At 64.9% G+C, this 22,850-nt stretch carries 25 protein-coding genes; 19 read left to right on the top strand and 6 right to left on the bottom strand.

Annotation, left to right across the window (positions count from 1 at the left end):
- Window positions 1-90: 90 nt before the first annotated feature.
- From phhA to K426_RS21130, 13 genes are all read left to right on the top strand, one after another.
- Complete coding sequence (phhA, locus tag K426_RS21190) at window positions 91-954, top strand: phenylalanine 4-monooxygenase (protein WP_066562172.1); 864 nt, start codon at window positions 91-93, stop codon at window positions 952-954.
- Window positions 955-1,024: 70 nt separating this feature from the next.
- Window positions 1,025-2,065, top strand: a complete 1,041-nt coding sequence (gene hppD / locus K426_RS21185) for a 4-hydroxyphenylpyruvate dioxygenase (protein ID WP_066562171.1) — start codon at window positions 1,025-1,027, stop codon at window positions 2,063-2,065.
- Between the two features lie 275 nt (window positions 2,066-2,340).
- Window positions 2,341-3,240, top strand: a complete 900-nt coding sequence (gene cpaB, locus K426_RS21180; RefSeq protein WP_066562170.1) for a Flp pilus assembly protein CpaB — start codon at window positions 2,341-2,343, stop codon at window positions 3,238-3,240.
- On the top strand, window positions 3,237-4,424 hold the full coding sequence (locus K426_RS21175; RefSeq protein ID WP_237230128.1) for a type II and III secretion system protein family protein: 1,188 nt from the start codon (window positions 3,237-3,239) through the stop codon (window positions 4,422-4,424). The genes cpaB and K426_RS21175 overlap by 4 nt, the downstream gene beginning before the upstream one ends.
- 3 nt (window positions 4,425-4,427) lie before the next feature.
- Window positions 4,428-5,669: an AAA family ATPase gene (locus tag K426_RS21170; protein ID WP_066562168.1), complete on the top strand. Its 1,242-nt coding sequence runs from the start codon at window positions 4,428-4,430 to the stop codon at window positions 5,667-5,669.
- Window positions 5,666-6,994 (top strand): CpaF family protein, encoded by a 1,329-nt coding sequence (locus tag K426_RS21165; protein ID WP_066562167.1) that lies wholly within the window; start codon window positions 5,666-5,668, stop codon window positions 6,992-6,994. The genes K426_RS21170 and K426_RS21165 overlap by 4 nt, the downstream gene beginning before the upstream one ends.
- A complete protein-coding gene (locus K426_RS21160) occupies window positions 6,988-7,881 on the top strand; it encodes a type II secretion system F family protein (protein ID WP_066562166.1) in 894 nt (297 codons plus the stop codon). Before K426_RS21165 ends, K426_RS21160 begins: the two co-directional genes overlap by 7 nt.
- A complete protein-coding gene (locus tag K426_RS21155; protein WP_066562165.1) occupies window positions 7,881-8,744 on the top strand; it encodes a type II secretion system F family protein in 864 nt (287 codons plus the stop codon). Before K426_RS21160 ends, K426_RS21155 begins: the two co-directional genes overlap by 1 nt.
- Window positions 8,741-9,355 carry a tetratricopeptide repeat protein gene (locus K426_RS21150; protein WP_237230125.1) on the top strand — a complete coding sequence of 205 codons (615 nt, stop codon included), beginning with the start codon at window positions 8,741-8,743 and terminating at the stop codon, window positions 9,353-9,355. The genes K426_RS21155 and K426_RS21150 overlap by 4 nt, the downstream gene beginning before the upstream one ends.
- 3 nt (window positions 9,356-9,358) lie before the next feature.
- Window positions 9,359-9,571, top strand: coding sequence for a hypothetical protein (locus tag K426_RS21145; protein ID WP_066562161.1), 213 nt, complete (start codon window positions 9,359-9,361; stop codon window positions 9,569-9,571).
- On the top strand, window positions 9,564-11,426 hold the full coding sequence (locus K426_RS21140) for a pilus assembly protein TadG-related protein (protein WP_082748966.1): 1,863 nt from the start codon (window positions 9,564-9,566) through the stop codon (window positions 11,424-11,426). The genes K426_RS21145 and K426_RS21140 overlap by 8 nt, the downstream gene beginning before the upstream one ends.
- A gap of 69 nt (window positions 11,427-11,495) precedes the next feature.
- Entirely contained in the window at window positions 11,496-11,678 is a 183-nt protein-coding gene (locus K426_RS21135) for a Flp family type IVb pilin (protein ID WP_066562160.1), read from the top strand.
- On the top strand, window positions 11,678-12,106 hold the full coding sequence (locus K426_RS21130) for a TadE/TadG family type IV pilus assembly protein (protein WP_066562159.1): 429 nt from the start codon (window positions 11,678-11,680) through the stop codon (window positions 12,104-12,106). The genes K426_RS21135 and K426_RS21130 overlap by 1 nt, the downstream gene beginning before the upstream one ends.
- A gap of 7 nt (window positions 12,107-12,113) precedes the next feature.
- Here the strand turns inward: K426_RS21130 and mtnA are convergent, their stop codons facing one another.
- The 6 genes from mtnA to K426_RS21100 all read right to left on the bottom strand — a co-directional run bounded on the left by mtnA (window position 12,114) and on the right by K426_RS21100 (window position 17,606).
- Window positions 12,114-13,169, bottom strand: coding sequence for an S-methyl-5-thioribose-1-phosphate isomerase (mtnA, locus tag K426_RS21125; RefSeq protein ID WP_066562158.1), 1,056 nt, complete (start codon window positions 13,167-13,169; stop codon window positions 12,114-12,116).
- Window positions 13,166-14,407 carry an S-methyl-5-thioribose kinase gene (gene mtnK, locus K426_RS21120; protein ID WP_066562157.1) on the bottom strand — a complete coding sequence of 414 codons (1,242 nt, stop codon included), beginning with the start codon at window positions 14,405-14,407 and terminating at the stop codon, window positions 13,166-13,168. The genes mtnA and mtnK overlap by 4 nt, the downstream gene beginning before the upstream one ends.
- Window positions 14,407-15,099 carry an acireductone synthase gene (gene mtnC, locus K426_RS21115; protein ID WP_066562155.1) on the bottom strand — a complete coding sequence of 231 codons (693 nt, stop codon included), beginning with the start codon at window positions 15,097-15,099 and terminating at the stop codon, window positions 14,407-14,409. Before mtnC ends, mtnK begins: the two co-directional genes overlap by 1 nt.
- Window positions 15,096-15,647 (bottom strand): 1,2-dihydroxy-3-keto-5-methylthiopentene dioxygenase, encoded by a 552-nt coding sequence (locus tag K426_RS21110; protein ID WP_066562153.1) that lies wholly within the window; start codon window positions 15,645-15,647, stop codon window positions 15,096-15,098. The genes mtnC and K426_RS21110 overlap by 4 nt, the downstream gene beginning before the upstream one ends.
- Window positions 15,644-16,270: a methylthioribulose 1-phosphate dehydratase gene (locus K426_RS21105; RefSeq protein ID WP_066562151.1), complete on the bottom strand. Its 627-nt coding sequence runs from the start codon at window positions 16,268-16,270 to the stop codon at window positions 15,644-15,646. Before K426_RS21105 ends, K426_RS21110 begins: the two co-directional genes overlap by 4 nt.
- Before the next feature lie 412 nt (window positions 16,271-16,682).
- Entirely contained in the window at window positions 16,683-17,606 is a 924-nt protein-coding gene (locus K426_RS21100) for a LysR family transcriptional regulator (protein ID WP_066563689.1), read from the bottom strand.
- Between the two features lie 110 nt (window positions 17,607-17,716).
- On the opposite strand from K426_RS21100, the gene K426_RS21095 reads away from it, so the two are divergent.
- From K426_RS21095 to benD, 6 genes are read left to right on the top strand one after another with little or no spacing between them, the layout of a single operon-like run.
- Window positions 17,717-18,874 carry a muconate/chloromuconate family cycloisomerase gene (locus K426_RS21095; RefSeq protein ID WP_066562149.1) on the top strand — a complete coding sequence of 386 codons (1,158 nt, stop codon included), beginning with the start codon at window positions 17,717-17,719 and terminating at the stop codon, window positions 18,872-18,874.
- 5 nt (window positions 18,875-18,879) lie between these two features.
- Window positions 18,880-19,170 (top strand): muconolactone Delta-isomerase, encoded by a 291-nt coding sequence (catC, locus tag K426_RS21090; protein ID WP_066562147.1) that lies wholly within the window; start codon window positions 18,880-18,882, stop codon window positions 19,168-19,170.
- A 29-nt stretch (window positions 19,171-19,199) separates the two neighbouring features.
- Window positions 19,200-20,120 (top strand): dioxygenase family protein, encoded by a 921-nt coding sequence (locus K426_RS21085; protein ID WP_066562145.1) that lies wholly within the window; start codon window positions 19,200-19,202, stop codon window positions 20,118-20,120.
- A gap of 27 nt (window positions 20,121-20,147) precedes the next feature.
- Window positions 20,148-21,503, top strand: coding sequence for a Rieske 2Fe-2S domain-containing protein (locus tag K426_RS21080; protein ID WP_066562143.1), 1,356 nt, complete (start codon window positions 20,148-20,150; stop codon window positions 21,501-21,503).
- Window positions 21,500-22,015, top strand: a complete 516-nt coding sequence (benB, locus tag K426_RS21075) for a benzoate 1,2-dioxygenase small subunit (RefSeq protein ID WP_066562141.1) — start codon at window positions 21,500-21,502, stop codon at window positions 22,013-22,015. Before K426_RS21080 ends, benB begins: the two co-directional genes overlap by 4 nt.
- A 10-nt stretch (window positions 22,016-22,025) precedes the next feature.
- Window positions 22,026-22,811: a benzoate diol dehydrogenase BenD gene (benD, locus tag K426_RS21070; protein WP_066562140.1), complete on the top strand. Its 786-nt coding sequence runs from the start codon at window positions 22,026-22,028 to the stop codon at window positions 22,809-22,811.
- Window positions 22,812-22,850 lie beyond the last annotated feature (39 nt).

Below are 22,850 nucleotides of genomic sequence, written 5' to 3'. Positions count from 1 at the left end.
TGGCTAAGGCGATGATCCTGTTTCATTAGACTGCGTGATTTGCGCGAAAATGAAACCCATTTTCCCCTTGGGCGTGCGATAAGGCTTCCCATGGCACAGGCTGAACTGGCACTTCCTGACGGCGCGGCTGCGGACTGGACAGTTCCGCAGGATTGGGCTGCCTATACGCCTGACGAGCATGTGATGTGGGACCGGCTGTTCGAACGCCAAGCGGCGATGCTGCCGGGGCGAGTCGTGCCGGAATTCCTTGAAGGGCTGGACATTCTGCGGATGACGCGGCCCGGCATTCCCGATTTTGCCGAATTGTCGGAGCGGCTGATGCGGCGCACCGGATGGCAGGTAGTGGCGGTGCCGGGGCTGGTGCCCGACCGGGTGTTTTTCGAACATTTGGCCAATCGGCGCTTCGTCGCCGGGCGCTTTATCCGCAAGCCGGCGCAGATCGATTATTTGCAGGAGCCGGATGTCTTTCACGATGTCTTCGGCCATGTGCCATTGCTGACCAACCCGGCTTTTGCGGACTATATGCAGGCCTATGGCGAGGGCGGTTTGCGCGCCGACCATATGGGGGCGATCGATCATCTGGCGCGGCTTTACTGGTATACGGTGGAGTTCGGGCTGATGCGGCGCGAGGGCGGGATGCAGCTTTATGGTGCAGGCATCGTCTCCTCCTATGGAGAGTCCGTTTTCGCACTGGACGATCCCTCGCCCAATCGGATCGGCTTTGATCTCAAGCGGCTAATGCGGACGGAATATCGCATCGACGACTATCAGCAGAGTTATTTCGTCATCGACAGTTTCGAGGATTTACTGGCGAGGACATCGGACGTGGACTTCGGTCCCATTTATCGCGAGTTGGAGGGGGAGAGCGATCTGGCGCCCGATACGGTGTTGCCAGAAGATCGCGTCTACCATCGCGGCACGCAGGACTATGCGCGAGCGAAGATGGCATGCTGACGCTGGACAATATTCCTGCCTTTGTCGCGGGCCTCGCACCCTATCTATCATAATCGAGAGGATCGCCTTCATGGCTGACAACATCAATCCGCTGGGCCTTAACGGTTTCGAGTTCGTCGAATTCACCTCGCCAGATCCCGAAGCCATGGGACGGCAATTCGAACAATTGGGCTTCGTGGCCAGCCATCGGCATCCGACCAAGAATATCACGCGTTACAAGCAGGGGCGCATCAACATGATGCTGAACCGCGACGATGCCGGGCGGGTGGCGGCTTTCCGGGGCGAGCATGGGCCGTCCGCGAGCGCCATGGCCTTTCGCGTGGCCGATCCCGAAGCGGCGATGGCCTGGGCGCTGGAGCATGGGGCGAAGCCGACCGATGAGGACGATACCGTCATCCAGGGCATTGGCGGTTCCTATCTTTATTTCATCAGAGATGGAGAAGATCTGTACGCCGACTGGGCGGAATTTCCCGGCTGGCGCGAGGCCGAGGCGAAGAATAATGTCGGCTTGGATATGCTCGACCATTTGACCCACAATGTCCGGCGCGGGCAGATGCGGGTGTGGAGCCAGTTTTATCGGACGCTCTTCGGTTTCGAGGAACAGAAATATTTCGATATCAAGGGGCAGGCGACCGGTCTGTTCAGTCAGGCGATGATCGCGCCGGACCGGGCCATTCGCATTCCGCTGAACGAAAGCCAGGACGACAAGAGCCAGATCGAGGAATTCATCCGCCAATATCATGGCGAGGGGATTCAGCATCTCGCGCTCACCACCGACAATATCTACGAGACGGTGGAAAAGTTGCGGGCGCGTGGCGTGCGGCTTCAGGATACGATCGAGACTTATTATGAACTGGTCGACAAGCGCGTGCCGGGGCATGGCGAGGACTTGGAGCGGCTGAAGAAGAACCGGATATTGATCGACGGTTCGGTGGAGAATGGCGAGGGGATTTTGCTGCAAATCTTCACCGAGAATATGTTCGGGCCGATCTTCTTCGAGATTATCCAGCGCAAGGGGAATGAGGGCTTCGGCAACGGCAATTTCCAGGCCTTGTTCGAGAGTATCGAGCTGGATCAGATAAGGCGTGGAGTGATTTCGGTGGATGCCTGAGGATCCCCTGCATTAGCTTACAATGCAGAGGCTTCGTCCTTCATCCTGAAAGCAATCGGAACCGTTTCGGATCAATTGCGCTCGCTCTGAATGGATTTTGCGTGGGCCGAGATGAGCGAAACGCCCGTCGCCTCTCTATAAAGCTGCCATTCCCGCGATTCAGGACTTTGCGCCGTTCCGGTTGCTTCTTTCATGCCCTGACAATCGCCCAAAGGCTATGAATTTCCCCGGCTGAAGCGTTTTGCGTTCACGCAATGCGCTCATGGGGGAAAGCAATGCGTTTGGGTTTGAAGGCCAAGCTGACGATCGCCGTCGGGCTGACCGCCGCTTCGGCTTTTCTGGCGTTGGGCGTCCGGGAATTGCGAAATGCCTCTGCCGCGACGGTGCAGGGCAGCGCCGCGCCAGCGACGATCGCCGCGCCTGCCGCGGTGCTGGTGCAGGCGGCGCGGGCGATCCGGACCGGCGAGACGATCACCGCCGCGATGATCCGCAATGCGGCGGGTGATCCTGCGCGCTTTCCTTATGCGGCGACCTCCGCCGAAGTGGTGGGCAAGGTTGCGACGCGGGACATTCCCATGCGGGCGCTCGTCGCCCGCGACGCGGTCGGGATGGAGAGCAAGCTCGCCATTCGCGTGCCCATGGGGATGCGCGCCGTCAGCATCGACACGACGGCGGAGATCGCCGTGGCCGGGCTGGTCCGGCCAGGCGATCGGGTGGACGTGCAGGTGGTCTATCCCGGCGCCGACGCGATCAGCGGGGCGCGGGGTTCCGGGCGCAGCCGGGCACAGGCTTTGCTCCAGATGGTGCAGGTGTTGGCGGTGGGCGAGGTCGTCGTCGGCACGCAGCAGTCTTCGGGAGTGGATGGGGCGCTGTCCTCCCCTCCCCCGCCTGCGCGGACGGTGACGTTGGCGCTGACGCCGGAGCAGGTATCGACCCTTTCGCTGGCGAAAAGCACAGGCGCCTTGACGCTGTCGCTGCGCAATCCGGCCGATAGCGCGCAGGTTGCCGTGGCGGTGGCCGCCTCTGCCGGGCCTGAGCCGGGTGTGGCGCCTGCCACTCCGCGCATCGTGACGGCGCCTGCACCTCGCGCAGCGCCCCGTTTCGTGCCGCATGCCATCGAGCTTGTCGTGGGCGACCGCCGCGAGACCATCTATTCCGGGAGTGCCGGCCGTTGAGAAAGACAGGGATTTCCGCGCTGACCGCCAGCCTGGTCGCGCTGGGCTGGCCGATAGGCGCAGCCGCGCAAACGACGCTGCATGTGAAGGAGCAGCATACCCTTTCCTACCCCCACGCCATCGGACGGATCGAGGTCGATCGGGAGGGCGTGCTGTCCATCGCCGCTCCCTCGGCCCGGTCGCTGCGGCTGACGGCGATTGGCGAGGGCGATGCGACCATCAGCGTCTACGGCGGTGACGGCGGGCTGATCGCGCGGGAGCCGATCAGGGTGGAAGTCGACGCAGCGGCAAGCGCACCTGTCGTCCGGGCCGGCGAGCAGGTCGTGGCGGTCGATGTGCAGTTCGCGGCCGTCTCCGCGACGACGCTCAAGGCGCTGGGGTTCAACTTTTCCAAATTGAGTGGCGATATTCAGGGCGCGATCGTTTCGCCCAGCAGTCTGGCGAGCGCCTCGTTCAATCCCGACGGCCTCTCGCTGGAAGCCAGCGCGCCGATCCAGAACGCCTTCAACCTGTTCCTCTCCGCGCCCAATCGCGGCATCGGCGCGGTGTTGAGCGCGCTCTCCTCCAACGGCCTGTCGCAATTGCTGGCGCAGCCGACCCTGCTGGTGCGATCCGGCGAGCAGGCGAGTTTCCTCGCAGGCGGCGAATTTCCCGTGCCGGTGCCGCAGGTTTCCGGATCGGGGAACACGCTTTCCATCCAATATAAGGAGTTCGGCGTGCGGTTGTCCGTCACGCCCTTCGTGCTGTCGAAGGACCATATCGTCCTGAAGATCGCGCCGGAGGTCAGCGAACTCGACTATAATAATGGCGTGCAGTTGCAGGGCTATGTCGTGCCGGGACTGCGGCGGCGGTCGGCGGAAACGACGGTGGAGCTGGGCAGCGGGCAGAGCTTCGTGATCGCGGGGCTGAGCTATTCCAGCCAGACGGTGACGAGGGAGCGCACCCCGTTTCTGGGCGATATTCCGGTGCTCGGCGCTTTCTTCAAGCGGCAGCAGAACCAGAAGGAAAAACAGGAGCTGGTCATCGTCGCGACGCCCAGGCTGGTGGGGCCGGTGAAGGCGGACGAGATGCCGCCTCTGCCCGGCGCGGGGACGGCTGGGATCGATCCCGGCATAGGCGACATGATCCTGGGCACGGACGGGCTGGACCAGTCAAACGCGCCCTTTGGCGTGGTGAGGCGGTAAGCCATGGCGACGATATTCCTGCTTTCCGTAGACCGGATGCTGGCGCAACGGATCGACGAGGCGATGGGCGGGCGGGTTTCCGTCGAGCTGGTGCAGTCGATCGAGCGCGAGGCTTTGGCGGGACCGTGCCTCATCGTGATCGACCGGGCGGCCATTCCGCCGGAGCGGGCCTTGTCCGCTGCGATAGGAACCGTGGTGGAGAGCGCGGGCGGGCGGCCGGTCGTGCTCGCAACGCAGGAGATGGAGGCGGAGCCGTTGCTGCGCGCTATTCGGGCGGGGGTGGATGATGTCATCCCGCGCGACGGCGAGGGGGCGGAGATTGCCGCCGTCCTGGCGCGGTTGCTGAACGATGCGGCGGCGGATCGGGGGAACCGGGGGCGGTTGACGCTGGTCCTGGGCGCGGACCGGGATGCCTGCGCGATGGTGGCGACCGATATGGCGATTGCGGCGAGCCAAGGGTCAGGCCAGCGTTCAACCTTGCTGATCGACTGCACTTTGCCGACCAGCGCGGCGGCGACTTATCTCGATTTGAACGTCGATTATGGGCTGGCTTCGGCCATAAGCGACATGGAGCGGCTGGACGCCAGTCTGCTCGCCAGCACGGTGGCGCGGCATGGCCCGAGCGGGCTCATGCTGCTGACCTTCGACGGGGGGACCGGGGCGGAGCCGGCTGGGCTGACGCCCGGCGATCTGGCGGCGCTGATCCGGCTGCTGCGAGGCTGTTGCAGCGATGTGGTGCTGAATGCGGGGAGCCTGCGCCATGGCGGGCTGCTGCGCGAAGTGGTGGCGGAGGCTACCCAAGTGGAGCTGCTCTGCGACCAGTCGATCCGGGAGATCGAGGCGTGTCGCCGCCTGCTCGACCGGATCGGGGCGGAGCGCGAGCGCGTCGAGGCGATGCGGTTGCTGGTCTGGGATCATCTGCCGGGCGTGCTGCTGGATGGGCGGCGGATGGCGGATGCGCTGGGGGTCGGATCGGTGCTGGCCCTGCCGACGGACCGGGCGCGGATGCGCAATGCGTTGAACGCCGGGCGGCCGCTGGCGATGGAGGCGGATGGCGGGACCTATATGGCGGCGATCCGGCGGGCTTGTGGGGTGGCGTCCAAGGCTGGCGGGATCGATCGGTTGCGACGGGCGATGCTCAAAGTCGTGAGCGATTTCGAGCCAGATGCGGGCATCTGGCGGCTTGGAGCCGCAAGGCCAGCGAAGCTAAATCGCGGCAAACAAACAAACGAGCGTGCGTCGTGAGTTTGCTGACCGGGGAAAAGGGCTTCGTGCCCGCGCGGGAGGTGCGGATCGCGCCGGTCGCCCAACCCGCCGCCCAACGGATGAGCGACAATTATCAGCTCGCCAAGGGGCAGACCTGCACCCAACTGATCGAGCAACTGGAGGCGCGTGCCGAGACGGCGGAGACTTTGGGGCCGCGGGCGCTGCGCGAGGAGATCGAGCAGGTCATCGCCAGCCGCAGCCGGCGCGGGCAACTGGCGCTGAACAGCGCGGAACGCTTGCTGCTGATCGAGGATGTCGAGGATGAGGTGGCGGGCATGGGGCCGCTCGCGCCGCTGCTGCGCGATGCATCGGTGGACGACATCATCGTCAATGGGCCGGGGCATATCTATGCCGAGCGGGGCGGATTGCTGGAAAAGGTCGAGACGCGGTTTCGCGACGATGCGCACCTTATGAACATCATCCAGCGGATCGTCGGGCCGATCGGGCGGCGGGTGGATGAGTCCAGTCCCTATGTCGACGCCCGCCTGCCCGATGGGTCGCGGGTGAATATCGTGATCCCGCCGGTGGCTCTGGATGGACCGACGCTCTCGATCCGCAAGTTCCGGTTGCAGAGCATGACGATCGAGGATTGCGTCTCGAACCAGGTGATGAGCGCGGACATGGCCGCTTATCTGAGCGCGGCGGTGCGGTCTCGGCTCAATATTCTGATCTGCGGCGGGACCGGGGCGGGCAAGACGACTTTGCTCAACATGCTGTCGACCTTCATCGGGGATCGGGAGCGGCTGATCACCATCGAGGATGCGGCTGAACTGCAATTGCGGCAGAGCCATGTGGTGCGGCTAGAGACGCGGCCGCCGACCGTCGACGGCAGCCGGGAGGTGAGCAGCCGCGAACTGGTACGCAATGCGCTGCGGATGCGGCCGGACCGGATCATTTTGGGCGAAGTGCGCGGGGTCGAGGCGGTCGAGATGTTGCAGGCCATGTCGACCGGCCATGACGGGTCGATGGCGACCCTGCACGGCAATAGTCCAAGGGACGCCTTTGCCCGGCTGGAGATGCTGCTGGGCTTTGCCGGGGTGCAGAGCGACATTCGCGCGATCCGGCGCTTCATCGCCAACAGCGTGCATGTGGTGGTGCAGTTGCAGCGGCTTTCCAATGGCAGCCGGCGGGTGATGTCGGTCAGCGAAGTGACGGGGTTGGAGGGCGACGCCTATTCCCTGAATGAGCTGTTCGTCTTTCAGGAACAGCCTGCTTTGTCGGGGTTGGGGGAGTTTCGCACCCTGTCGCTGCGGCCCTATTTTACGGAGCGGCTGCGGGATTATCGGAGCGGGCGGTCGTGCTGAGCGGGGCGGCTTTCCTTATCCTCTCGCTGCTGATCGTCGCGGGGATCGGCTGGCAATTGCTGGCGGAACAGGCGCGGCAGCGGGCGGTGATCGACCGGCGGTTGGGCCTGGCTTCGGCGGCGGTGGCGCAGCGGCGGGTGGTGCTGGCGGCGCCGGATGTCGTCGCGCCCTTGCTGGCGCAGGCGCAGATCGACGTCACGACGCAGGCCTTGGGGATTTTCGGCGGCGTGCTGGTGCTGGCGGCGTTGGTTGCCTTGCTGGCGGCGGGGCCGGTGGCGGCTTTGGCGGTGATCGCCGGGGTGCCGCTGGGGCTGCTGGCCTGGGTGCGACGGCGGGCGCAGCGGCGGGTCGAGGCGCTGATCGAGGCGCTGCCTTATTATATCGACGCCGTGCGGCAGATGCAGGCGGTCGGCAATTCGCTGGCGCAGGCGCTGGAGCGGGCGCTGGCCGATGCGCCCGCCATCGTGCAGGCCTATATCGCCCCGGTTGCGCGGCGGCTGGAACTGGGCGCGCCGGTGGCCGACGCGATGCAGATGCTGGCGGAGCGGCTGCGCGTTCCTGAAATATCGATGCTCGCCGCCGCGATCCGCACCAATATGCGCTATGGCGGGTCGATTTCGGCGGTGCTGCTGAACCTGGCCAACATCCTGCGCGAGCGCATCCGGATCAAGCGCGAGCTGAAGGCCGCCATTTCCGAAGCGAAGATCAGCGGACGGGTGTTGATCGTCATGCCGCTGGTGGCGATGGCGCTGCTGGTGGCCATGAACCCCAGCTATATCGATTTTTTCGTCAATGATCCGCGGGGCCACAGGCTCGCGGTCGTGGCAGTGGTGCTGCAAGGAATGGGGATGCTGGTCATGCGGCGGGTGATGAGGCTCGCCTTCTGATGGGGGCTCTATTTCTTTTCTGTGCGGCCATGGGGGCGGTTTGCGCTTTCGCCGGAGTGCGAATGCTGCTGGCCGACCAGCGGCTGGAGGCGCGGCTGGGGATGGCCGGGGAACGGACCACCTTTCGGCTGCCCGGAGCCTTTGCGGCGCGTGGGCGGGACAAGTCGGAAATCGCGGCCAAGCTGATGCTGGCGGGCTTCCAGAATGCGCGGGCGGCCGACTGGTTCGTGTGGGCACGCATGGCGGCGACCGGCGGCGCGGCGACGGCGGTGATGGTCGTTTCCAGAATGATGTGGGGCGGTTTCTTCGCCCAGCCGCTGTTGATCGTGATCGCCGCCGGCCTGACCTATGTCGGGGCCAAGCAGGCGATCCATCTGCTCGCGGCGCGGCGGGCGCAGGCGATCATGGCGGAATTTCCCTTCCTGCTCGACCTGATGCTGATGATGCTGGAGAGCGGGATTTCGCTCGACCAATGCTTCCGTTCCATTGCGCGGGATGAAAGCATCGCCGTGCCGCATCATGCGCGGCTGATCGCGATGCTGGTGGCCGATCTCGACCGGGGGATGCGCTATGAACTGGCGCTGGACCGCTGGGCGGCGCGGGTGGCGGTGAACGGGGCGAAGGAGCTGGCGGCGCTGTTCCGGCAGGCGCTGTTCCAGGGGATCGAGCTGGCCCCTGCCCTGCGCGAATTCGTGCGCGAGTTCACCCAGCGCCGCGTCATGCGGGCGCGCGAGGCGATGGGCGGCATTACCGTGCGGATGGTGGTGCTGATGATCCTCTTCTTCATGCCCGCTCTGTTCGTGGTGCTGGGCGGGCCGCCGGTGGTGGCGATCTTCGATACCTTGCGGGGGATTTCGCAATGAGGCGGTTCATGCTGGCGGCGTTGCTGATGACGGCTGCGCCTGTGCAAGCGAAGGAGGCGCCGGATACACGCGGCCTTTATCTGCAACTCATCCATCAGGCGCGCGGCGACGGGCGGCCCCGGGCGGCGCTGGCCTATCTCGACGATTTCGAGCGGCGCTATCCGGGCGATGCCGAAGCGCGGCTGCTGCGGGTCAACAGCCTGATCGATCTGGGTCAGATCGATGCGGCGGAGGCGGTGCCCTTGCCGGTCGAGACGGCGGACGGCGGGGTCAGCGCGGTACGCGGGCATTTGCTGGCGGCGCGTGGGCGCTGGGCGGAGGCTGCGGCTTTTTACGAGCAGGCGGGCCGCGCCAGCCCAGCCGATCCGTTGCTGCGCAATGCGCTGGGCTATGCGCTGCTGCGCGCCGGGCAGGCTGGGGCGGCGATAGAGGCGTTGCGCGGCGCGAGCGACCTGGCGCCGCAAATGGCGGTCATTCGCAACAATCTACTGCTGGCGCTGATCGTCGGCGGGCGGGACGCGGAGGCCGAGGCGGGGCTGCGGCGGATCAGGGATGGCGGGCTGCGGCGGAAACTGGCGGCAGAGGCCGTTCGGATCGGGAAGGGAGGCTGATCGATGATGGTGCTGTTGTTGATGCTGGCTTCCCCTTCCCCGCCCCCGCCGCTGCCGGTGGAGAGCGCGGCGCGACAAGTAATTGAAGCGCAGTTGAAGGCGCCCGCCCGCGAGGAGGCAGAGCTTTCGGCGGAAGAGGCTGCGCGTATCCGGCAGCTTTATCTGGAGTCCATCGGGCGGCGGGTCGAGCGGGCGCCGGACGAGCGACATGATTGAGTGGAAGCGCCGCGTGTTCCTGCGAAGGCAGGAACCCAGATCGGGCGGCGGGACTGGGTTCCTGCCTTCGCAGGAACACGGTTCGCATGGGGCAAGGGTCAGCTCCCTCTGGCGCGACCAGTCGGCCGCCGTGGCGCCGATGATCGCGGCTTTGGGCGCGGTGCTGATAGGCGCGGCGGGCTTCGCGCTGGATGCGGGGCTTTATTATGTGAGCGAGCGCAATCTGCGCGCCGCGACCGATGCGGCCGCGCTGGCCGCCGCGATGAACCCCGCGCAGGCGACGGCGCGGGCACGGGACAGCCTGACCCGCAACGGCTATGATCCGGCCATTCTCCGCTCGGTGGAGACAGGCCGCTATTGCGCCGATGCGGGACTCGGCGCTGCGCAGCGTTTCGATGCCAGCATGGCGCTGTGTCCGGGCAACGGACGGGTGAATGCTGTGCGCATCCGGACTGGAAAGCCTGCACGGCAGTTCCTGATGCATGTGCTGGGACCGGCCAATCCGCTGCCCGAACTCGCCGCCAGCGCCACCGCCGCGCGCATCGATGAGGCAGGGGTCGGCATCACCTCCGGCATCCTGACCGTCACCAATGCGCTGGTGAACAGCGTCAATGATCTGCTGGGCGCGCTGCTGGGCATCAAGCTGCACCTCTCCACCGCCGATGTCGAGGCGTTGATGGCCAGCAATGTCGATGCGGGCCTGTTCTTCGATGCGCTGGCGCAGCGGGTGGGGGAAAGCGGAACCTATGCCGCGCTCACCGCCCGGACGGTGGGGTTGCAGGATCTGCTCCATGCCGCCGCCAGCGCCGCCGACAACGCCGCGACCGCCGCCACGCTGACCCTGCTCGCGGGGCAGGTCGGCAACGGCTATACCGTGCCGCTAAAAGGGCTGTTCGGCCTTGGCGTGTGGAAGAACATGCCGGTGGGCGGCGCGAATGAGAAACCCGCCTTGCGCGCCGGGATCAACGCCTATCAGCTCTTTTCCTTCGCGGTGCAGGCGGGAAGCGGCACGGTCGACCTGTCCGATGCGGTCGGCACGATCGCGCCGGGCAGCAGCGTCCTGCTGGCCGGCATGGCGACCGGGCCGATGGACCGGCCGCGCTTTTCCTTCGGCCCGGCGGGGGAAACCAGCGCCGCGACATCCGCATTGCGGCTGCAACTGGATGTCGGCATCAAGAATGTCACCTTGCTGGGCGTCCCGCTGGTGTCGGTCAATCTGCCGGTGACGATCGACATTGCGGCGGCGCAGGGGCAGGTGAGCGCCATCGACTGCCCCGACACGGCCGAACAGGCGCGGGATATGCGCGTCACGGTCCAGGCCAGCACCGGCCTCGTCAACGCCTATATCGGCACCCTGCCCGCCGGCGCGATGACGCGGCCCATGCCCGCCCTGTCCGCCGCCGAGGTGCAGCCGGCCCGGATCGTCAACGCGCTGGGCGTCGTCGCCGTGGACGGCCGCGCCGTGGCGCAGCCGGTCATGGGCAATAGCGGCGCGCTGGTCTTCGGCCCCGGCGGACAGGGCACGATCGGCCGTCCGGGATCGCCGGGTACGTCCGCCAGCATTGGCAATGGATCGCAGGTCGGGCCGCTACTGACATCGCTGGCCAGCAGCCTTGGCGCGCCGGACGGATTGGAGGTGCAGTTGCTGGGCGCCTGCCTTCCGATCGTCTGCGATGCGACCAAGACGCTCGCCCGGTCGCAACTATTGAGCGGCGTCGTCAATCCGCTGGCGGCGCTGGTCGGAACCACCATCGATCCGCTGGTCACCAATCTGCTCGGCGCGCTGGGCATACAGCTTGGCCATGCGACGCTCTGGGCGACCGGGGCGCGCTGCGGGGTGCCGGTGCTGGTGTGAGATCTGGCGGCGGGCGGGCCCCTCCCCCGCTCGCCGCCGGTCATCATGGAGGGAATAAGGAGAAGTGGGATGAACAAGTTTCTGGGATCGCTGATCGCGAAATTGGCGCGGGATGAAAAAGGGCTGACCGCCGTGGAATATGCCGTGCTGGGCGCGGTGGTGGTGGCGGCGATCGTCGCGGTGGGCACCAATTTCAGGACGCAGCTCGGCGCCGCCTTCACCACGATGTTCAACAGCATTCCGTCAAGCTGATGCGGAGCCGGGTGCGCCGCCTGCTCGCATGCGAGCGGGGGCTGGCGGCGCTGGAATTCGCGCTGCTGGCGCCCGCGCTGTTGATGCTGGTCTTCGCGATCATACTCTATTCCTTTTACTTCGCGGCGCTGATGGGCGTGCGCCATGCAGCCGTCGAGGGCGCCCGGGCCGCCGTGGCGGGCCTCTCCACCACTGAGCGCACATCGCTGGCGCAGAGCCGGGCGCAGGCGGTGATCAACGGCTATGGCACGCTGCTGGCGGCGGGGGGCGGGCCGGTCGTCATGGCGGGAGCCGATGCGACCGGCACCTTCCGGGTGCGGGTGAGCTATAATATGAGCGGCAGCCCGATGATGCGCTATGCGGCCCTGGTGCCCATGCCGTCCGCGACGATCAGCGCCAGTATCATCGTCACCAATGGGAGCTATTGAACATGCTTTATCCCAGCCGCTTCGCATCGGTGACAAGCCCGGTTTGAATGATATAGGCCGTAACCAGTCCGGCAGGCGTAATATCGAAAGCCGGATTCACGGCGGGCGAAGCGGTGACGCCGATTCGCGCCGCGACGCCATGATCGTCGGGACCCGTCATGAACCGTATTTCATCGGCGGCGCGCTCCTCGATCGGCACGCTTGCTCCATCCGGGGTTGCCGGATCATAGGTGCTGAGCGGCAGCGCGACATAGAAAGGCACGCCATGCGCCTGCGCCGCCAGCGCCTTTAAATAGGTGCCGATCTTGTTGCAGACATCGCCATTCGCCGTCACCCGGTCGGTGCCGACGATGACCATGTCCACCCTGCCCTGCTGCATCAGCAGGCCACCCGCATTGTCGACGATCAGGCTGTGCGAGACGCCATGGCCCGCCAGTTCGAAGGCGGTCAACGCTCCCTGATTGCGCGGCCGGGTTTCGTCGACCCAGATATGGACGGCGACGCCCTCGTCATGGGCGAGATAGATGGGCGCCGTCGCCGTGCCCCAATCGACCGTCGCCAGCCATCCGGCGTTGCAGTGGGTCAGGATGTTGACCGGCGCTCCGCCCTTGCGCGCCGCGATCTCCCGGATGAGGGGCAGGCCGGCTTCCCCGATCGCCCGGTTGGCGGCGACATCCTCGTCGCACAGACGAGCGGCTTCGGCATAGGCAAGCGCGGCCCGTTCCCCGATCGGCTGCTTCACGACGGTGGCGCGCACTCTTTCCAGCGCCCAGCGCAGATTGACCGCCGTTGGACGGGCTGAGGCGAGATGCGCGAAAGCGCGTTCGAGCGACGCGACGCCGGGATCCTCACGCAACGCCAGCGCCAGGCCATAGGCCGCAACGGCGCCGATCAGCGGCGCTCCACGCGTGGCCATATCCGCAATGGCGTCATAGGCATCGCCGGGCGTTCGCAGCACCAGCCGTTCCAACGCCCAGGGCAGACGCCGCTGATCGAAAATGCCGACGCTCCACCCATCCGGCTCCAGCCAGATGGAACGCGTGGTCTGACCATCCAGCTTCATGCCAGCGCCAGCTCCTGACCGATCGCCTGCGACACGGCGGCAATGCCGGGAAAGGATGGGCGATCTACCAGCAGCGAGCGCGCAATGCGCAGCGCCCGGCGTTCGCAACCGGCGCGCAAGCTTTCATCCGCGATGCTCTCGAAATCGGCCACATGGGCGAGGCCCAGAATCCGGCGGATCATCTCGCAACCGGCAAAACCCAAAGCATCGGTCCAGATGCTGTCGAGCCGATCCCTGATCGCCGCCTCTCGCAAATCGGCATCGGCCTTGGCCAGAGCGTGGAGCGCGCCATGCTCCACTTGCGGGTCGAGGGCGTGCCAATGCCCGGCGAAGCGCGAGGCGAATCCCGCCCACAATGCCTCCGCCTGATCCAGCAGCCACGGGTCCGGGCGTTCCGCGGGACGCTGGCCGGACTGCGACAGATAGGCCATCCAGAGGTTGGCGAGGATCATGCCCACGTCGAAGCCGATGGGGCCATAAAAGGCGAATTCGGGGTCGATCACCTGCGTATCGCTGGCCGTCACCATCACCGATCCGGTGTGGAGATCGCCATGCAGCAGCGCCTCCGGGGCGGCGAGGAAGCGGGCCTTCATACGCTGCGCGGCGAGGCGAAGCGGCACATCCGCCCGGAAGGCGTCGACCACATCCTCCAGGCCCGGCGTATGACGGTTCATCGGCGCGTCATAATAAGGCTCGTCGAAGATCAGATCCTCGGTGATCCGGCACATGGCGGTGTTGCCCAGATAGGCGGCGATGCGCGCCTTCTTGTCCGCCACCGGCACCGCAAGGTCGGAGGTGAAGAACAGCGTATCGGCCAGAAATTCCGCCAGATGGCCCGCGAGCAACGGATAGCGTTCCCCTTCGATGAGCGCGCCGCGCAGGGTGCGATGCGGGCTGAGCAAGGCCATCACCGTCAGGGCCATGGCGTCGTCATGATGGATCAAGGCGGGCACGCGGGCGGGCGCATGCGCGGCCTGATCGGCCAGAGCGAGCCGCTCATAATAAGCCCGCGACAGGGGGAGCGGCCAGCTTTCACCGACCATGCGGACATAGGGCAGCGCCTGCTTGGCGGCGACGCCGCCTTCCGGCCCTGTGACCAGAAAGACGAGATTGAGGTTGCCGTCCCCGACCTCCCGCACCGTCCAGCCGTCCGGCGTTCCGCCAAGGCGCGTGGCGACGGCGGGAACCGTGGCAAGGAACGGGCCGACGCTGCGTTCGTCCAAAGCGGCATAGCTCATCAGCGATCCTCCCCCCAATTTATGGCGTCGAAGCTGGAAACGGCGGGAAAGGCGTCGTCCGGCGGCGCCGCATCCCGCGCCAGCAGGATTACGGCCAACCCCGCCTCCCGCGCGGCGGCCAGCTCCTCCGGCGTGTCGGAGAGGAACAATATTTCGGCTGGCGGGCGGTTCAGCGCCGCGGCGATGGCGCGATAGGATTGCGTTTCCCGCTTGCCGCCGATCGCAGTGTCGAAATAGCCCGCGAACAGGGGGGTGAGATCGCCATGATCGCTATGCCCGAACAGCAGCTTTTGCGCCGCCACGGAACCGGAAGAATAGACGTAGAGCGGGATGCCCGCATCGTGCCAGCGGCGCAGCGCTTCTGCCGCGTCGGCATGGACATGCCCGGTGAAATGCCCCTGCGCATAGCCGTCCGCCCAGATCAGACCCTGCAATTGCTTGAGCGGACCGATCTTGCGGTCGGCATCATGCCATTGCAGCAGAAGATCGACGCAGGCCTGCGGGTCCAGTCCCGCCCCGGCTTCAGCCCGCACCGCGTCGAGGATCGGCGCGACCTCCTCCGGATGGTCCGCGACGAAGGCCGCCAACCGGGCGCGGGAATAAGGGAAGAGCACATCATGGACGAAGGCGATGCTGGATGTCGTGCCCTCTATGTCCGTAACGATCGCGCCAGGGCGGCTCCCAAGCCTCATGCCGCCCCCTGATAGAGCGGAATGGCGCGCGCGATCTCGTCGCCGGTGAAGCGGGCGACCCAGCCGTCGGGCGTCGTGAACAGGCGGATGGCGGTGAAATGCGGCCACTCACCCATGTCGAACCAATGCGGCGTGCCCGCGGGCAGGACGATCAGGTCGCCGGCTGTGCAGAGCAGCGCATGAACCACGCCTCCCGAGCGGATGTAGAACAGGCCCGCGCCTTCGACGAAGAAGCGGACCTCATCATCGTCATGGACATGTTCGGCCAGGAATTTGGCACGCATGGCCTCTCGTTCCGGGTGATCGGGGGTCAGCCTGGCAATGTCGCATGACCGATAGCCGCCCCGCGCCTTCAGCCGCTCGATGTCCCCGGCATAGGCCTGCATGATGTCGTCGTCCGTGGCGTCGGGCGCCAGCGCCACGTCCGCTTCCCAGCGCTCCAACCCTATGCCCGCGGGCTCCAGCAGAGCGGCGATCGCCGCATGATCATGCCATGAACCTCGCGCTTCATGAGGCGGCTTGTCGTCATATTGCGTCAGCGCGGTCATCGGGCCACTCCGTTCAGCTTCAGTTCTTCCCAGGCGCAGGCGAGCAGAAATTCGCACCCCTCGACCATCGCCTCCGCCGCCTCCAGCGTTGGACCCCAGGCATAAAGACCATGGCCGCGAATATAGAAAGCAGGGATCAGCGGTTCCTGCCTCTCTAATATCGGCCTGAGCTGGGCAGCCAGTGCCGGCATGTCCTGACTATTGTCCACCAGCGGAAGGGTCACGCTGGTCCGGTGGGTCGTGACGCCCGGAAAAATCTTGAGCAGTTCATAATCGGCCAGCTCTATGCCGTCCCGGCCTTCCAACGCGCGGCTGAGAACCGTCCCGGCGACGGAATGGGTGTGGAGCACCGCCCCCGCGCCCGGATCGACCGCATAGACGAGGCAGTGCAGCAAGGTTTCGGCGGAGGATTTGCCCGGATCGATCGCCGCGCCGTCCGGCGCGACCCGCACGAACTGCGCTTGCGTCAGGCGTCCCTTATGCGCGCCCGACCGGGTGATGAGGATGGCCCCATCCGCAAGCCGGGCGGAATAATTGCCCGCCGTCGCCGGCGCGAGACCCCGCGCATCCAGCCGGCGGCCGGCTTCCGCGAGCACTTGCGCTAAAGAAGGCAAATCAGACATGGCGGGGACATATCCAACAATGGAGAAAAGCGCGAGTCATCGCACCACCAGTCATCCTTGTCGGACGTCCCGGCTGGATAAGGGCGTTCGATGATCCTTTGATGACAAAGGATCGTTTCGATCCTTAGCGGCTGGAATCAAGGGCAGCAATCAGTGTTGCGACATTCAATGAAAACGTCTTATCTATCGACGATAAAAAGAATTACCTAAGTCATTATGATATTGATAGTCAGGTTTTCGAGCCAAATTTATTCATATGACGACTTATATCAATATTATCCATATCGATTCCTCTCCCGATTTATCTACGTGATTTATCGGAAAGGTGGATGAGGCGTAGCCGCCTGCCAAATACCAATTGAGTCCCGCTCGGATAGGTTGAAGGCATGAAGAGCGCATTGGAGGCGGATTTTCACAGTTCTTCGCTGAGCGCGGCAGGCACCTCATATCCCCATTCGGCATATTTACGGGCGATGACCGCAGCCATGAGCGCGAGTTCGGGCGAGCGATCGCCTGGTCGATGGCTCATGATGATAGGCGAGGTGGCAGGTTCCACCAGATCGCGGAAGGCGACATCGTGGCTGCGCGCCCGATGGACCGATTCCGGCACGATCGCCATGCCTTCTTCCGCGGCGACCAGGCCGATGGCGATTTGCAGCTCTCGGGCCTCATGGACGATGCGCGGTTCGATGGCATGGTCGCGGAACAGGGAAATGACCTGATCCGCATAGCTGGGGCGGGGTGCGCGTGGATAAATGATCTGCGGTTCGTCCGCGAGGTCGCGCAGCGAGATCGGGCCATCGCCATGGGCAAGCGGATGGTCCACGGGGAAGGCGGCGACCAGCTTCTCGTTGCGCAGGATGATGCGGCGCACTGCGGGATCCTCGAAGCGGATACGGCCGAAGCCGACATCGATGCGTCCATCCTTCAACGCGGCGATCTGCTCCAATGTGGTGCTTTCGAGCATGACCAGCTCCACATTCTCTGCGGCCTTGCGGAACTCGCGGATCAGTTCGGGCAGGCGCGCATAGATGGTCGAGGCGACGAAGCCGATCACCAGCCGCCGCCGTCGGCTGGTCGCCGCCGACTTCACCATGGTCTCGACATCCTCCATCCGGGCCAGCAACTGCAAGGCCTGCGCATGCAGCAACCGGCCTACATCGGTGAGCCGTAGCGGCCGGCTCGCCCTGTCGAGCAGCGGCGCGCCGACATGCGCCTCCAACTGCTGGATCGCGCGCGACAGCGGCGGCTGGGCGATATGCAGCCGCTCCGCGGCGCGGTTAAAATTCCCTTCGTCGGCCACGGCCACGAAATAGCGCAGAAGGCGCAGATCCATCATGAACTATACCTCCAAAGTATGGTTCCTTGACCGCATTGATCTTTGAACGATCCTTTGTCGAGGAATATCTATCCCATGAAACCTACGCATTTGGGAGAGTCGTCGCAATGGCTGCATTGAGCCAAGCTGATACCTTCATCGTCGATGTGCCGACGATCAGGCCGCATGTGCTGGCGATGGCCACCATGCACGCCCAGTCGATGGTGATCGTCCGCCTGACCGACGCGGACGGAGTCGAAGGCTTTGGCGAAGGAACGACGATCGGCGGCCTCAGCTATGGCGAGGAAAGCCCCGAAAGCATCAAGTCTGCGATCGACACCTATATCATCCCTGTGCTGAAGACGTGCGATCTTGCGCAAATCGGCGCGACCATGGCGAAGGTGGCCAGGTGCGTGCGCGGCAATCATTTTGCCAAATGCGCGATCGAGACCGCGTTGCTCGACATGGCGGGCAAGCGCCTGGGCATCGCGGTTTCCGAACTGATCGGCGGCGGCCGCGTTCGCGACAGCCTGCCCGTGGCCTGGACGCTGGCGAGCGGCGATACCGCCCGCGACATCGCGGAGGGCGAGGAGATGCTCGATCGCCGCCGTCACCGGATCTTCAAGCTGAAGATCGGCAAACATGAGGTCCGCGACGACGTCGCCCATGTGGGCGCCATCTGCAAGGCGCTGGGCGGCCGCGCCAGCGTGCGCGTCGACGTCAATCAGAACTGGTCGGAGGATCAGGCCAAGATCGGTATGGCAATGCTTCATGATGTCGGCTGCGACTTGGTCGAGCAGCCGGTTGCGGGCGATGCGGTGGGCGTCATGGCGCGCTTGTCCAAGGCCCAGGCCGTACCGCTGATGGCCGATGAGGCGCTGCATGGCCCGCGCAGCGCGCTGCGCCTTGCCTCGGCCCATGCGGCGAGCGTCTTTGCGCTGAAGATCGCGCAGTCCGGCGGTCTCTTCGCAGCAGCGCAGGTTGCCGCCATCGGCGCGGCAGCAGGTATCGGTCTCTATGGCGGCACGATGTTGGAGGGCGGGGTCGGCACGATCGCATCGGCGCATGTCTTCGCGACCCTGCCGGACCTCGCCTGGGGCACGGAATTGTTCGGCCCACTGCTCCAGACCGAGAACATATTGAGCGAGCCGCTTGGCTATGGCGACTTTTCGCTGGTCGTGCCGGCCGGGCCGGGCCTTGGCATCGCCTTTGACGAGGACAAGCTCTCCTTCTTCCGGCGTGACCGTGAAGCGGCGCGTCTCCACCCCGTCAGTGCAGGAGCCTGAGACCCATGCTGTTCATGGTCGAAATGGACGTCAACATCCCGCTGGGCTTCGACCCGCAGGAAGCCGCACGGATCAAGGCCGAGGAAAAGGCCTATTTCCAGAAACTCCAGGCCGCCGGCACCTGGCGCCATATCTGGCGCAAGGTCGGCCTTTATTCGAACGTCTCGATCTTTGACGTCGAAAGCAACGCCGCCCTGCACGACACGCTCATGGCTCTGCCGCTCTACCCCTTCATGACCATGAAGGTGACGCCGCTGTGCCGCCACCCCTCATCGATCCACGACGACGATCGCTGATCGTCGAACCACGAATAGGAGAGCATGAAATGGACATCAGCTTCGTACATACCCCGGAAATCCAGCAGTTGCTCGACCGCGCCGCCGGCATGGGGGAAAGCGGCGGCAACCCCCGCCTCAAGGCGATCGTGCGCGACCTCACGCAAAGCGTGATGGAACTGATCGTCGAGCATGATATTTCCGAAAGCGAATTCTGGCTGGCGATGAAATATCTGGCGGACAGTTCGGCGGAGATCGGCTTGATCGTGCCGGGAACTGGCATCGAGCATTTCCTGGACCTTTATATGGACGCCAAGGACGCCGACGCTGGCCTTGGCGGCGGAACGCCCCGCACCATCGAGGGACCGCTCTATGTCGCCGGCGCGCCGCTGGTGGAGGGCGACGTCAATCTGAGCGTCGACGCTGACGAGGGCACCCAGACGCTCTCTATGAGCGGCGCTGTCACCGGCCCCGACGGCGAGCCGGTGCAGGATGCGATCCTTCATGTCTGGCATGCCAATTCGAAGGGCTGGTATTCGCATTTCGACCCGACCGGCGAGCAGACCCCGTTCAATAATCGCCGCCGCATCAAGCTGGGCAAGGACGGCCGCTACGCCTTCCATTCGAAGCAGCCGAGCGGCTATTCGGTGCCGCCGGGCGGCGCGACCGACCAGTTGATGCAGGCGCTTGGCCGCCATGGCAACCGCCCGGCCCATGTCCATTTCTTCATCGAGGCGCCCGGCTATCGCACGCTGACGACGCAGATCAACTTTGGCGACGATCCCTTCGCGGCGGACGATTTCGCCTTCGGCACCCGCGAAGGCCTGCTGCCGGTGCCCAGCCGTCAGGGCGATACGGCCACCATCGCCTTCGACTTCCAGCTTCAGCGCGCCGCCGGCGAAGGTGACGAGGGCTTTTCCTCCCGCGCCCGCGCCGAGGCGCAGGCCGAACCGGAAGTCGAGGTCGCCTGACCTTTGAGGAACACGGGAGACAGGATCATGCATGAACATCTGATGCAGCGTGTCGCGACCGCCGTGGTCGACGACCCCGAAACCGGGCTGTTCCGCTGCCGCCGGGATGTCTTCACCGACCCCGAACTGTTCGATCTGGAGATGAAATATATCTTCGAGAGCAACTGGGTCTATCTCGCTCATGAAAGCCAGGTCTCCAGCAAGAACGACTATTTCACGACCTGGATCGGGCATACTCCGGTGATCCTGACCCGCGCCAAGGACGGCGGCCTCAATTGCGTGGTCAATGCCTGCGCCCATCGCGGCGCCAAGCTCTGCCGCCGCAAGCGGGGCAATCAGCCGCTGTTCGTCTGCCCCTTCCACGGCTGGAGTTTCAAGACCGACGGCAAGCTGCTGCGCGCCAAGGACGCCAGCAGCGGCGCCTATCCCGACAGCTTCGATCATGACGGGTCGCACGACCTGACCCGCGTGCGGGTGGAAAGCTATCGCGGCTTCATCTTCGGTTCGCTCAACCATGATGTCCTGCCGCTGGAGGATCATCTGGGCGAGGCGAAGATCATCATCGACCAGATGGTGGACCAGGCGCCCGAAGGGCTGGAGGTGCTGACCGGCAATTCGACCTACACCTTCCAAGGCAACTGGAAGATGCAGATGGAGAATGGCTGCGACGGCTATCATGTCAGTTCCGTCCACGAAAATTACCAGTCCACCATGGGCCGCCGCGCCGAGGGCGGGACGAAGGCGGTCGACGCCAATGGCTGGTCTAAGGCACCCGCGAGCGGCGTCTATGGCTTCGAACATGGCCATATCCTGCTCTGGACCCAGGTGCTGAACCCCGAAGTCCGTCCGGTCTGGAACCGCAAGGACCAGCTTGTCGATCGGCTGGGCGAGGACAAGGCGCAGTTCATCCTCGAACAGACCCGCAATCTGGCACTCTATCCGAATATGTTCCTGATGGACCAGTTCTCGACCCAGATCCGCGTGGTGCGGCCGATCGACGTCCACACCACCGAAGTAACCATCTACTGCTACGCGCCCATGGGTGAGGGCGCCGAAGATCGCGCCCATCGCATCCGCCAATATGAGGATTTCTTCAACGTCACCGGCATGGGCACACCCGACGATCTGGAGGAATTCAGCAGTTGCCAGTCGGCCTATGAAGGGGCGGGCGCGCTCTGGAACGACCTCAGCCGGGGCGCGACCCGCTGGATCGCGGGCCCGGACGCCAATGCGACGGCGATGGGCATGACCCCGCTGCTGTCGAGCGAGCGTAGCGAGGATGAAGGCCTGTTCGTGCGACAGCATGAATATTGGGCCAGGATCATGCTCGACGGCATGGCCAGGGATGCCGGTGCCGAACCCATGATGGAGGCAGCGGAATGACCCTCATTCTCGACAAGGAGCGCGTGGCGCTTTCCTATCATGACATTTGCGCCTTTCTCTATCGCGAGGCGCGGCTGCTCGACGACCGCTTATGGGACGAATGGCTGCAATGCTATTGCGAAAAGGTCGAATATTGGATGCCAGCCTGGACGGACGATGATGCGCTGACCACCGATCCGCATAGCGAGATATCGCTGATCTATTATGGCAACCGCAAGGGACTGGAAGACCGCGTCTACCGCCTGAAGACCGAACGGTCATCGGCCAGCACGCCGGAGGCGCGCACGTCCCACTTCATCGCCAATGTCGAAGTGATCGAGACACGCGCCGATGCGATCGACCTGTGCTACAACTGGCACACGATGAGCCACCGCTACCAGCAAACGGCGCAGTTCTTCGGCACCGCGTTCGTGACGCTCGACACAACCGGCGAGATGCCGAAGATCCTGAAGAAGACAATCATCCTCAAGGACGATTATATTCATCAGGTCATCGACATCTACCATCTCTGAGGCGCGGGCGATGATCTTTGAGGGACGTTTCGCAGCCAAAGTCATGGTCGTGACCGGCGCGGCGCAGGGCATTGGCGCCGGGGTCGCCACCCGCGCGGCGGCCGAAGGCGCCAGCCTTGTCCTCGTCGACCGGGCGGACTTCGCGACAGAAGTCCAGCAGGCGATCATGGCAACGGGCGGCAAGGCCGTGTCCGTGCAATGCGACCTTGAAACCTATGAGGGCGCGGCGCAGGCCGTGGCGGCGGCGATAGAGTCGTTCGGGCGCATCGACATCCTGATCAACAATGTCGGCGGCGCGATCCGCATGCGGCCCTATGCCGCGTTCGAGCCAGCGCAGATCGACGCGGAGATCCGCCGGTCGCTGATGCCGACGCTTTACTGCTGCCATGCCGTGCTGCCGATAATGCAGGATCAGGGCGCGGGTACGATCGTCAATGTCTCGTCCAACGCCACGCGCGGCATAAGACGCGTGCCCTATTCGGCAGCGAAGGGCGGGATCAACGGACTGACACAAGCGCTGGCGATGGAATATGCGGAAAGCGGCATCCGCGTCGTCGCCACGGCGCCCGGCGGAACCCATGCTCCGGCCCGCCGCGTGCCGCGCAATGCGGAAGGCGACAATGAACAGGAACAGGCATGGATGGCGGAGGCGGTCGAGCAGGTCACATCCTCTGCCTTCATGAAGCGCTACGGCACGCTGGAAGAGCAGATCGCGCCGATCCTCTTCCTTGCTTCGGACGAGGCCAGCTATGTGACTGGATCGATCCTGCCCGTCGCCGGAGGCGACATAGGTTAAAGAGTCGCCGGAGGCGACACCGGCTGAAGGAGCCAGGAA

The organism is Sphingobium sp. TKS (assembly GCF_001563265.1).
Classification (GTDB): domain Bacteria; phylum Pseudomonadota; class Alphaproteobacteria; order Sphingomonadales; family Sphingomonadaceae; genus Sphingobium.
Note: the sequence above shows the minus strand (reverse complement) of the source record. Positions and strands in the feature narration are given on the sequence as shown.